The sequence below is a fragment of the Bacteroidota bacterium genome (assembly GCA_016714535.1).
Classification (GTDB): domain Bacteria; phylum Bacteroidota; class Bacteroidia; order AKYH767-A; family OLB10; genus JADKFV01.
Map to the genome: position 1 here is coordinate 1 of JADKDR010000010.1, position 13259 is coordinate 13259.

Consider the following 13259-nt stretch of genomic DNA (forward strand, 5'->3'; position numbering starts at 1 on the left):
AAATGAGTTTACAGTTTTACATACTCTGCAAATTCTTTTTCCAGATTTAGGAATGGAATACTCATCACCTTTGAATAGCTCAACGATGTCGGTGTAGTTGTCAAGATTAAAATAATAGTTTTTCTTTTTTCGGGTTTCAACTGGTAAAACATTTTCAAACCCTGCACGATTAACTATTTTTCTGCTGACATCTCGTAAGTATTGAATGTAGTTACGGAGTAAGTCCATTTACTAGTCAAGTTTAATAGTTTCTTTTAGTGCGTTTTCAATTTGGGTAAAACCTTCTTTTGAGAGTGTCTTATGTTCCTTTTCAACGACTTCAAGCTTTTCCAACTGCGTTTTAATGTTTATGAAAACCTCTTTGTTTGAAGTCAGTTTTTCGTTTGTAAGTTTCTGTTCCTTTAAAAGGTTAGAAATAAAAAATATAGTAACGCCAAATCCGATTGCGGTTACTGAAATAAAAGCTATGATAAGATTCTCCATTGTCATTTTGTTTTAGGTTTCAAATAACTTGATTTAAGTTGAATTTTTTTGGTGCGTGCGGTGGGGGAGGGGAAAAGTAAATGTGAAACCTGCTTGGCTTGTGGGTGGCGTTGCTTCTCTTATGCTTTTGCGAAGGATAGCCAAATGGCTTTGCCAAAATTGTTATGTCGTTCATTTTAGTACTGTCATTTAATGTTTGCACTGTCGTCATAGGGTTGCTGATAACGGCAGCCTGTGAAAAAACCATTTCCTCAACAGCCACACGTTAATAACATGTGGTAAAAATAAAAAACATAAGCACTGGTGATTACTATTTTTGAAAAAATATTTTTTGCATGCAGCACATAGCGCAAGCCAATAGACATCAGGTAGATTTTAGTTCGCTTGACTGTCGTATTTCGGCAAACAACCCAGTTCGTTTTATCGATGCATTTGTTGATAAGCTCGATTTACCTCAGTTACAGTTTGAGGTAACTAACATCAACACTGAGGGGCGTCCATCGTTCGATAGAAAATTATTTCTCAAAGTATACATATACGGTTACATCAACGGCATACGCTCATCGCGTAAGCTTGAGCGCGAGTGCATGCGTAATGTTGAAATGCAATGGTTGTGCGGCAACCTTGTTCCCAATTACCATAGTATAGCAGACTTCCGTAAAGACAACTCCCAAGCCTTGCGCAACACCTTTAAGTTGTTTGTGCAGTTTCTTTCAGATTGCGATTTGCTTGGTAAAGAATTAATAGCCATTGATGGTACCAAGTCTCGAGCACACAATAGCAAGAAGAATAATTACAATCCCAAAAAATAGAACGCCATTTGACCTATATCGAAAACAAGGTTAATGAGTATATAACTCAATTAGACGCTTGCGATGCCAACGAACAGGAATTGAAAATAGATGATATAGCACATAAAATTGAAAAATTAAAAGCCAGCAAAATTAACTACGAAGCCTTGCAAAAAGAGTTAGCCCAGAGTGGTCAGCCACAAATAAGCACCACCGATGCCGATGCACGTGCCTTGCTCATACAAGGCCAGGTTGTGGAAGTGAGTTACAATACACAAGCAGCAGTAGATGAAAAACATAAATTAGTAGTAGCCACACATACCATAAATCGCAATGATAGAAATGCGCTTACTGATATTGCCAAAGAAGCAAAACAAAACATGGAGGTAGAAACGTATACAGTAATAGTAGATAAAGGGTATCACAACGGTAGGCAGATACAGCAGACCACACAAGCAGGCATAACCACCATTGTAGCACCACCCGAAATAGTAAACAGCAACGAGCATGGCACCACCCCCGATTACGTAGTAACTAAGTTTGTATACGATGAAAGCACCGATACATATACATGTCCACAAGGCGCAACACTAACAACCACAGGCACATGGCATCGCAAATCGCGCGAGCGCGATACTTACCAATTTAAAAAATACCGTACACCAAAATGTAAAACCTGCCCTGCAAAACACCTGTGCACCGGTCGTGCAAAAGGCGGCCGCGAAATAGAACGCAGCGAATTTGCAGCCGAAGTAGAAGCCAACAATGCCCGCTACCACAACAACAAAGAATTGTACCGAAAGCGACAAGAAATAAATGAGCACATATTTGGAACTATCAAAAGAGTATGGGGATATTACTACACAAATCTGAAAGGATTAATAAAAGTGAACGGAGAATGGAGCCTCATCATGACCGTGTACAACCTCAAGCGCACAATCAACATACTAGGTATACAGCCACTGTTACAAAAATTAAAAAATTGGAAACCAGATTACACAAGGATTTCACGGCTAAAATCAAAAACGACCTCATTACATCAAATTCTACGCATTCAATTTTGCGACTATAGTGTAGCGGCCTAAAAAACTGCCTTGGTTAAAATCACCCTAAATCGTATATAGTCATGGTTAAAGCAGAATTTTGGCTCGTATAATTTTTGAAATGGTGTTTTTTCACATCCTGACGGTTTGCAGCCTTACGATGGGCGGGCTTTTTAGCACAAAGTCACTTCGACTGCTCTGCTACCACAAAACTATCAAATGCTCCACAGGTTAGCAGCAAGCGCCAACAAATGCAAACCGCTGAAAAAAACCGCTTTTATCAAACTCCAGCATATTGTAAGGGTGTTGTTAGCAGTAGTTTATTTTTGTTTAATGTGTCCATCTTTGTCTATAAACCATTTTTCTTCTGTTGTCTGATTATCGAAATTATATTTGTCATCTCCGTGACTTCTTAGAATTTCTGCATTAGTATAATTGTCTAAGTCTTAATTTCATTTCATAGTGTCTCTTGTCGTGTGCCAATGCGTTCCTGCTGATCTACATGGTCAGTCAAGATTGCTTCAATTTTTTTTGTCATAAGTTAATGTTACAAGAAATGCGTAATCACTATGAACTTCCAGAACAACAAACTTTGGTGTCTTTGCAATTAAATTCCACTTTGCTATATAGTTATTGTCGGTAAGATTAAATGTTGTATCATTTTCTTCTGCGTCTATTGAACCAATATCAGGTCCCAGGTATTCTGACAGGAAGTTTGAATAATTTGTCCTTTTAAAGTGGATAGTCAAAAACTTTTGAAAACTAATTTATTGTCGAAAAATTCAAGCCAGGATTGAAAATTTATTTTTGGCATGCTTTCAAGATCAATTAATAAAAAACTTGTCTGTCGGTTGAAAAATTCCAATCTTTGTTGTATCACTAAAATTGTCTCCTTAAATATAAATTTTCTGTCTGTCGCATTAGATAAGAAGTTAAAAGTCCCAAATTTTGATTATCAAATTTTTCACTGTCGTCTTTTTAAATTACTGCTAACGGCAGCCTGTGAAAAAACCATTTCCTCAACAGCCACACGTTAATAACATGTGGTAAAAATAAAAAACATAATCACAGGTGTTTAATATTTTTGAAAAAAATATTTTTTGCATGCAGCACATAACACAAGCCAATAGACATCAGGTAGAATTTAGTTCGCTCGACTGTCGTATTTCGGCAAACAATCCAGTTCGTTTTATCGATGCATTTGTTGATAAGCTCAATTTGGCTCAGTTACAGTTTGAGGTAACCAACATCAATACTGAGGGGCGTCCATCGTTCGATAGAAAATTATTTCTCAAAGTATACATATACGGTTACATCAACGGCATCCGCTCATCGCGTAAGCTTGAGCGCGAGTGCATGCGCAACGTTGAAATGCAATGGTTGTGCGGCAACCTTGTTCCCAATTACCATAGTATAGCAGACTTCCGTAAAGACAACTCCCAAGCCTTGCGCAACACCTTTAAGTTGTTTGTGCAGTTTCTTTCAGATTGCGATTTGCTTGGTAAAGAATTAATAGCCATTGATGGTACCAAGTCTCGAGCACACAATAGCAAGAAGAATAATTACAATCCCAAAAAAATAGAACGCCATTTGACCTATATCGAAAACAAGGTTAATGAGTATATAACTCAATTAGACGCTTGCGATGCCAACGAACAGGAATTGAAAATAGATGATATAGCACATAAAATTGAAAAATTAAAAGCCAGCAAAATTAACTACGAAGCCTTGCAGAAAGAGTTAGCCCAGAGTGGTCAGCCACAAATAAGCACCACCGATGCCGATGCACGTGCCTTGCTCATACAAGGCCAGGTTGTGGAAGTGAGTTACAATACACAAGCAGCAGTAGATGAAAAACATAAATTAGTAGTAGCCACACATACCATCAATCGCAATGATAGAAATGCGCTTACTGATATTGCCACCGAAGCAAAGCAAAACATGGAGGTAGAAACGTATACAGTAATAGTAGATAAAGGGATATCACAACGGTAGGCAGATACAGCAGACCACACAATGCAGGCATAACCACCATAGTAGCACCACCCGAAATAGTAAACAGCAACGAGCATGGCACCACCCCCGATTACGTAGTAACTAAGTTTGTATACGATGAAAGCACCGATACATATACATGTCCACAAGGCGCAACACTAACAACCACAGGCACATGGCATCGCAAATCGCGCGAGCGCGATACTTACCAATTTAAAAAATACCGTACACCAAAATGTAAAACCTGCCCTGCAAAACACCTGTGCACAGGGCGCGCCAAAGGAGGCCGCGAAATAGAACGCAGCGAATTTGCAGCCGAAGTAGAAGCCAACAATGCCCGCTACCACAACAACAAAGAATTGTACCGAAAGCGACAAGAAATTAATGAGCATATATTTGGAACTATCAAAAGAGTATGGGGATATTACTACACAAATCTAAAAGGATTAATAAAAGTGAACGGAGAATGGAGCCTCATCATGACAGTTTACAACCTCAAGCGCACAATCAACATACTAGGTATACAGCCACTGTTACAAAAATTAAAAAATTGGAAACCAGATTACAAAAGGATTCCACGGCTTCAATCAAAAACGACTGCATTACATCAATTTCTACGCATCCAATTTTACGAGTATAGTGTAGCGGCCTAAAAAACAACCCCCGTTAAAATCGTCTAAATCGTATATGGTCACCGTTATGGAACGGATTCGGCTGGCAAAATTTTCCAAAATGGGTTTTTTCACAACCTGACGTTTTGCAGCTACCCGAAGGGCGGGCTTTTCACCACAAAAGACTTAAAGTTTCAAACACAATTTTATCTTTCTTATAGTCAAGAATTGTCGCTAAACTATGAGCAGTTGCAAGTGTAGCGTGACCGCACAAATCCATTTCAATTTCAGGCGTAAACCATCGTAAATGGATTTTTTCTCCTTTGTCAACAAAAAAGCAGTTTCAGCAACTGCATTCTCTTTCGCTATTTTCAACAAGATTTCGTCTGACAACCAATTGTCAAGTGGCACAACACAAGCAGGATTTCCTCCAAAAATTGTGTCCGTAAATGCGTCAATTTGATATATATTATGTTTTCACTATGTTCTGTTTAAAATTACCGCTAACGTCAGCCTGTGAAAAAACCATTTCCTCAACAGCCACACGTTAATAACATGTGGTAAAAATAAAAAACATAAGCACTGGTGATTACTATTTTTGAAAAATATATTTTTGCATGCAGCACATAGCGCAAGCCAATAGACATCAGGTAGATTTTAGTTCGCTTGACTGTCGTATTTCGGCAAACAACCCAGTTCGTTTTATCGATGCATTTGTTGATAAGCTCGATTTACCTCAGTTACAGTTTGAGGTAACTAACATCAACACTGAGGGGCGTCCATCGTTCGATAGAAAATTATTTCTCAAAGTATACATATACGGTTACATCAACGGCATACGCTCATCGCGTAAGCTTGAGCGCGAGTGCATGCGTAATGTTGAAATGCAATGGTTGTGCGGCAACCTTGTTCCCAATTACCATAGTATAGCAGACTTCCGTAAAGACAACTCCCAAGCCTTGCGCAACACCTTTAAGTTGTTTGTGCAGTTTCTTTCAGATTGCGATTTGCTTGGTAAAGAATTAATAGCCATTGATGGTACCAAGTCTCGAGCACACAATAGCAAGAAGAATAATTACAATCCCAAAAAAATAGAACGCCATTTGACCTATATCGAAAACAAGGTTAATGAGTATATAACTCAATTAGACGCTTGCGATGCCAACGAACAGGAATTGAAAATAGATGATATAGCACATAAAATTGAAAAATTAAAAGCCAGCAAAATTAACTACGAAGCCTTGCAAAAAGAGTTAGCCCAGAGTGGTCAGCCACAAATAAGCACCACCGATGCCGATGCACGTGCCTTGCTCATACAAGGCCAGGTTGTGGAAGTGAGTTACAATACACAAGCAGCAGTAGATGAAAAACATAAATTAGTAGTAGCCACACATACCATAAATCGCAATGATAGAAATGCGCTTACTGATATTGCCAAAGAAGCAAAACAAAACATGGAGGTAGAAACGTATACAGTAATAGTAGATAAAGGGTATCACAACGGTAGGCAGATACAGCAGACCACACAAGCAGGCATAACCACCATTGTAGCACCACCCGAAATAGTAAACAGCAACGAGCATGGCACCACCCCCGATTACGTAGTAACTAAGTTTGTATACGATGAAAGCACCGATACATATACATGTCCACAAGGCGCAACACTAACAACCACAGGCACATGGCATCGCAAATCGCGCGAGCGCGATACTTACCAATTTAAAAATACCGTACACCAAAATGTAAAACCTGCCCTGCAAAACACCTGTGCACAGGGCGCGCCAAAGGAGGCCGCGAAATAGAACGCAGCGAATTTGCAGCCGAAGTAGAAGCCAACAATGCCCGCTACCACAACAACAAAGAATTGTACCGAAAGCGACAAGAAATAAATGAACACATATTTGGAACTATCAAAAGAGTATGGGGATATTACTACACAAATCTAAAAGGATTAATAAAAGTGAACGGAGAATGGAGCCTCATCATGACAGTTTACAACCTCAAGCGCACAATCAACATACTAGGTATACAGCCACTGTTAGAAAAACTAAAAAACTGGAATCCTGACTACACAAGGATTTCACGGCTAAAATCAAAAACGACCTCATTACATCAAATTCTACGCATTCAATTTTGCGACTATAGTGTAGCGGCCTAAAAAACAACCCCCGTTAAAATCGTCTAAATCGTATATGGTCACCGTTATGGAACGGATTCGGCTGGCAAAATTTTCCAAAATGGGTTTTTTCACAACCTGACGTTTTGCAGCTACCCGAAGGTGGCGATTTCGAAGCACTTCACTGTCAACCAAGCAGAAACTTTGATAGAAGCACAAAACTCGATTTAACCACTGAACCGCCACTTTTGGGTAGGTGCTGTTATGGCAAGTAGTTCTTATTCCGTCTTCCATAATTTTTCTCCAGTTTCTTTGTCCATCGAAAACATTGTCTGCATAAAAACATAATTAACTCCTGATATTTTCTTTATTTCCGAAGCCCTTATCGGTTTAGATAACTTTTTGAATTTTGTCAGTTTAGTTGAGTATTCTTCATTTGCCCATTTTTCTTGCCCTTGATAAGGAAGTTTGTCAATTACTCCTGAACCAATACCCTTTGCAATTATTCCAACACCTGACCTATAAAGAAAGACTCTGTCACCTTTATTGATTTGTTCAATTTTGTATTTCCATGGTTCGAAATATGCTGCGGCTTTTTGGTTAGTTAGCATATCGATTTCATCTTCTTCACCACCTTGAATGTTTGTGTTTAAAATGTAATATCCTTCATCTATATCTTCGTAAGGGTTTGGTGTCTTCCTGTAAGTCTCAAAGTCCAGCAATATTTGGTTGTCAACTTGATACACCTTATAAATCCAACTTGATATACTTACTCCTTGCTCTGCCCAATATTTAATTGTTGCTCTTGTCTTAAAGTCAAGACCGTTAGTTATCAAAATAAATTTCTGTTTCTTATTTATATCTTGGTCTGTCAGTTGAGTATTAAACTTTTCATTTAATGAGCTTAAAAGATTGCTGCTACTTGGGAAAAAGTTTAAATAAAGTTCATTCAAGTCAGCATACGAGCTCTGTCCGAAAATTTGTCCATATCTCAAAACTTGCAATAAGTTACTTTCCAGAGACTCCCAAGCTTTGAGCTCAAAGATGTAAAGGTCTCCGTTTTTGTCAATTGCCATCAAGTCGGGTTCTTCTTGCCACCTTCTTGATTGCATTATTAGTAGCAACTCGTCTTCTGGGAGCAAAACATCAAGATTTTCATACATCATTTTTTGAAAATCTTCTTCTTTCCAGCCGATTGTCGACAAGCGGATTCCTTTCCTTCTTTTTATTTCGTAACTGTCTTTATTTACATCAAATATCATTGTCGTATCGGATTTTTACTATTTGCCATAACGTTTCTCAGCTATACGCAGGCAGGGCATTTTACCACTGAACTTCCTACGAAGAACTGAACTTTAATTTTATCACTTTCCTGTCCTACGAAGCATGAAACCCCTGCTTGCGTATAGGTGATGTTAGCCACCGTATTTCTATTTTCCGTCAAGTATTTTGTCGTCCAATTCATATTCTTTAATTACTGTTTTCCATTTGTCAATCACTTTGTTGTTTATTAAAATACTTTCTTCGTTTGCTATCTTTTGTCCTTCTTTTTTATTGAATGACAAAAAGTTAAAACTGCCTTGTATGTAATAGTCGTCATCTTTAATAACAAGCTTTCTATGAGTTCCTGTCATTTGGTAGTTGTTTTTACTTTGGAAGTGTGTTGGTAAATGAATTAAGTGAAAATTTTTATTGAATATTCTTTCAAGACTTCTAAGCTTTTCAATAGTTCCAAAATGGTGTTCGTCATTACTTTCAATGCCATATAGAATGATGATGGCAATTCCTTTCCTAAAGCATTTTCGATTGATTGAATGTAATTCAAGGTTGCTTTCTTAATCCAAGGGCTTTCAATTAGAATTTTATTTTTGACAGTTTTTAGCGCTTCTTCAAACTTTGCTTGCGTCTCCCATACAGAAAGAGTTTCTGTGGTTGAAATATGGGTTGGAGGTATTTCTTTGGTTTGGAATTCTTCCAAAACTTCAAAGTCATCTTCTTCAATTTCAGCCAAAGCTGTTCTTTCAGAATTAGAGAATTGGTATAGTATTGCAGGGTATTTTTTCGCTAAAACCTTTGTCAATCGTTTCTCAAGTGTAATTTCCTTATCAAAATTCCTTACTTCTATAAATGGCTCAAGTTCATTCTCCTTGCCTTTGCGTGGAATATATTCAATGAGATAATAGTCGTTAAACTCTTTTTTGTCAAAGAGAATTTTATTCTTGTCATAGTCCACAAGATATGCCTTTCCATTATTTTGTCGTTTGTAAATATCTGACAGCTGTTCGTTTTTATCATTTAAAATTTCAGGGCTTTTATGGTCAAAATCAAACTCAGACATTAGTTTATTTTCAATGTCCTTTTGAGAAATTAGTCTGAATTCTTTTGATACTATTTCATTTGAAACTGTATCAAATAAAAACTCAAATTCATCTTCTTCAAGGATTTTAAGTATCGAGTTGTCTTTTATGAAATCTTTGCCTTGGTCTGTAACAATCCAATTTCCTGATGTCAAATCTGCAAAGCCCCTTTCTCTTAAAAAATAGAGTTCACGCAAAATGAAATCTTCTTTATGTAAGCCCAAAAATTTTATCAGGTCATCTTCTTTGGTGTATCCTTCTAATATTGTTCTTAGCAGAACAGAGTAAATCTGCTGTATTGATTTTTCGGGTGATTTGTTAACGGTTGCATTAATCCGAATACGTCTAAATGGATATGCAAATAGAATTATTTCGTTAATTCTATAATCACTAGCACATTGCTTTTCAAGCTTTTGATGTATTTCTTGTATTTCCATTAGAATATCTGCTGAATGTTTTTCACAATCCACTCTTTTTTTATCTCTTTTAAATATTTCTGAAGTGGAGGAATTGAAGGAGTAAAACTATTGGTTGAATTGGACTTTACTTGAACAAGCCAATCATAATTCCCAATGATGATGAGTAGTTTTTTATGCCTTGAAAGTGCCACATTTATTCTGTTTGCATTAGCTAAAAATCCTAGCGTGTTTTGCTGGCTTCTAACTAAATCAAAAATGATAATATCCTTTTCTAAACCTTGGAATTTGTCAACTACCGAAATAGCTACATCCGCAGTTTTAATTCGTTTCAGATTTTTGTTATAAAGTTCTTTCCGAACAATGTTTTTTATCTCTCTTAACTGTGCAGTATAGCCTGTAATGACCCCAACAGAATAGTCTTTAACTTTTTCAAACTTATCTAGTTCCAAAAGTAATTTTGGGATAAAACTTGCACTTAATTTATTTCGAGACGAACCACTACCATCAATTTCGCTTTTATGAGTATTTCCAATATCTAAAAATACAATGGAGCTGTCTACTTTAAGGTCAAGGTTGTGTTCTTTGTCCTTAGTTCTCTTAATAGGCTCAATTCGTTCGTTATATGGCTCATAGAAACACTTAGAGGTAAGTAAACAGCATCTTCGGGCATTCTTCTGCATTCTTCGAGTTGGCTTTTGAAATCTTCATCTATTCGAGTAATGACTTGCTCAAAAATACTTGGGCGATTGAAGTAATCATCCCAACTGTCAAAATCATCTGAATCAGATTTATATTTATTTCTTAGCCATTTTTCAACTTCTCGGTTTGCTGTTAGCATTGGTCTTAATTGTCTATGGTCGCCAACTAAAACCAATTTTTCAGCTAACACAATTGGAATCAATGCTTCTGCGGTTGTTGCCTTTCCGCTCTCATCCATTATCACATAATCAAACTCAAAGTTGTACTTAGCATATTTTTTTGATGCGATATGATTTGTTGTTGCCCCAATAACTCTAATACTATCAATCAGTTTTTGATTTACTGTGCTATTCTCATCTAATGAACTTATAGCTGCAAGCCAATCAATTTGAATTTGCAGTTTACTGAAAAATGATAAAATTCCGCAATTAGTTTGTTTGTCAAGAGCATTAAGTAAGGTGTCTTGATTTTGAAGTGAATTGTTAATGTTTTCAAATCCTTTAATACGTTCAAGTAATTTCTCTATCTGTGCTTTTTTGGTTTTCCAATCTTTTTTATCAATCAGAATGTTTACTATTGATTTGAGTAATACATTTTCTTTTTCAATTTCTTGAAGAAAGTAGGTTTCAAATTTTCTCCATTCGTTCTGCGCTTTTTTCTTAACTTCTTCTTTCCAACCTTCAATTTTGCGTTCTAAGGTGTGCTTTTTTAATGATTGTTTAGGTTTTCTTACTCCACTCAAACGAACAATTGGAATTTCTTTTTCTAAAAGGTTATCCAATACATTGTCAACAGCATCATTTGTCTGTGATGTAATGCGAATTTTTGCATCAGGATTTTTATCTAGAATTTGACATACTATTTCTGTAATTACTGTGGTCTTACCTGTTCCTGGTGGACCTTGTATTACAGTTAATGGCTCTCTTTGAATAGCATTTAAAATTGCTCTTGTTTGGTTTGAACTATAATTTAATTTAGTTCCTTCTTTGTCTGTTTGAAAGACTTTTTCAAGTTCATATTGCTCTAAATATTTTCCTTGCAAGTCCGTTGGATTAAATAAGAAGTGAATTAAATCTCTGTTTTGAACTTCGTTATATTCAACTTTTCTAATTGCTTCTTGTTGCCGCTTTTTTTCTTCTTCTTGTTTACTTATGTTCTCAAAGAGATACCCATTTTTGGGTATTTTCTCAAAGTCTAATCGCTCACAGTCTTTGAATTTGAATACTCTACTTTTTGTATTAAAGTCAAAAGCAACACCCGAAAATTTCAAAGGCTCTTTCATATGCTTTTTATCAGCCGTTTGGCTCAAAATGTATTCAAATTCTTCTGGGTTTGGTGGCGTTGCTTTGTCAATGTGAGAAAATATATGTCCGTTCTTTGAAAACTTTTCGTTCTCTTGAATTTTAAACCAAATTTCAAAGTCTCCTTTCTTTTCAAAAGAATCATATCTCAATCTTAGAGAATTTTCTTCCAAGACTTTCAATTCTTTTTCAAGTAGTTCTTTGAAAAAAACAAGTTCTTTATTGATTTCGATTTTGCCTTTTCTGTATTCTCCTTCGTGCTGCTTATTCTTCTGTATTTTCTTAAAAAATGGCGTTAGGTTTAATTTTTGAGGATAATAAAAACCTGAATTGCCAACGAAGTTTACAGGTAAATTTAGAATGTCTCCCTTTTTTAAAGCTAATTCATATCGTTGTTGTGAACTTTCTTTATAATCGCAAGATAATATTCTCAATTCTTGGTCATAAATCAGCCATAATGCATTGCTATATAAACTTTTAGTAGCAATATTCAAGAGGATGTTTTCGCCTTTGTTGTTGGGGCTAACATCTAAACTTGGCTTAAACTCACTATCATTAAGTTCACTCAATAAGAGTTCATTTGCATTAGAAACTATAACAATGTTTTCGTTGTCGAAAGCAATGGTTGAGGAAATTCTTCCCAAGAATTCAGACAAAGAGTTATAGTTGGTTCTGCTAGATGGTTCTTGTCTGCAAGCACTGTCAATTAATAATTTAATGTCTTGATATTCAGAAATGTCTTTTTGTGCGAAATACCATTCAGTTACTTTGCCTATTGAATAAATGTCAGATTGATATGGAAATCCTTTTGGTATTTTTCTATCCCATTTCTCAGGTGCTGCAAATTCTTTGGCAAAAATTTCGAGGTTTTGTTCTTGACTTAATGTTGAAGATATGTCCGCAATGCCAAAGTCAATTAGGTAAAAATCTAGATTTTCATCTACTAATATGTTTGCAGGAGTTATATCTCCGTGCGATAATCTATGATTTTGTTGAAGTTGTTGAAGACAGTTGATAATCTGCTCTATTCCTTTTAGAAAGAAAGTTGGCTTAATGTCCCAAATTCGTTCTTCGAGTGATTGAGCATTTTTGTATTCAAAAATAATGCAGTAAGCGTCATTACTTTCGTCCCATTCGTATTCAACAATATTTGGTAATGCTGGATGTACAGCTTTCTTTAAATGTCTAAGTTTGTCGAATAGGATTTTGCTAGGTTGAGAGTTTCGTTTTATACCACTTATCCATTTCGCAAAAAAAACTTCTCCATTTTCATTTTCAACTTGCGCTGTCAATGAGTAGCCCCGTTTTTGAATTTGTCCGTATGTCTGGTACTTGTTTAATATCATTTTTAGTCTTGTACTGTCGGTTTTCTAATATGGTGGCTAACGTCAGCCTGTGAAAAAACCATTTCCTCAACAGCCACACGTTAATAACATGTGGTAAA

General features: G+C 36.3%; 3 protein-coding genes and 6 pseudogenes. 3 read left to right on the plus strand and 6 right to left on the minus strand.

Annotated features, from left to right (window positions below):
- Window positions 1–231: 231 nt before the first annotated feature.
- Window positions 232–483 (minus strand): hypothetical protein, encoded by a 252-nt coding sequence (locus IPO27_13530; protein ID MBK8847504.1) that lies wholly within the window; start codon window positions 481–483, stop codon window positions 232–234.
- 335 nt (window positions 484–818) lie between these two features.
- Here IPO27_13530 and IPO27_13535 point away from each other — a divergent pair.
- Window positions 819–2260: pseudogene (locus IPO27_13535) on the plus strand (IS1182 family transposase).
- A gap of 578 nt (window positions 2261–2838) precedes the next feature.
- On the opposite strand, the gene IPO27_13540 reads toward IPO27_13535, so the two are convergent.
- Window positions 2839–3066 (minus strand): hypothetical protein, encoded by a 228-nt coding sequence (locus IPO27_13540; protein MBK8847505.1) that lies wholly within the window; start codon window positions 3064–3066, stop codon window positions 2839–2841.
- A 355-nt stretch (window positions 3067–3421) separates the two neighbouring features.
- Between IPO27_13540 and IPO27_13545 the strand changes: the two are divergent.
- A pseudogene (locus IPO27_13545) lies at window positions 3422–4965 on the plus strand (IS1182 family transposase).
- A 148-nt stretch (window positions 4966–5113) separates the two neighbouring features.
- Here IPO27_13545 and IPO27_13550 read toward each other — a convergent pair.
- Window positions 5114–5391, minus strand: a pseudogene (locus IPO27_13550) (PhzF family phenazine biosynthesis protein).
- Window positions 5392–5540: 149 nt separating this feature from the next.
- Between IPO27_13550 and IPO27_13555 the strand changes: the two are divergent.
- Window positions 5541–6985 (plus strand): annotated as a pseudogene (locus IPO27_13555) (IS1182 family transposase).
- Between the two features lie 332 nt (window positions 6986–7317).
- Here IPO27_13555 and IPO27_13560 read toward each other — a convergent pair.
- From IPO27_13560 to IPO27_13570, 3 genes and pseudogenes are all read right to left on the minus strand, one after another.
- The gene (locus IPO27_13560; protein ID MBK8847506.1) at window positions 7318–8301 is read right to left on the minus strand and encodes a hypothetical protein; all 984 of its coding nucleotides are present in this window, start codon (window positions 8299–8301) and stop codon (window positions 7318–7320) included.
- Window positions 8302–8469: 168 nt separating this feature from the next.
- Window positions 8470–9833, minus strand: a pseudogene (locus tag IPO27_13565) (hypothetical protein).
- Window positions 9833–13161 (minus strand): annotated as a pseudogene (locus tag IPO27_13570) (AAA family ATPase). Before IPO27_13570 ends, IPO27_13565 begins: the two co-directional pseudogenes overlap by 1 nt.
- Window positions 13162–13259 lie beyond the last annotated feature (98 nt).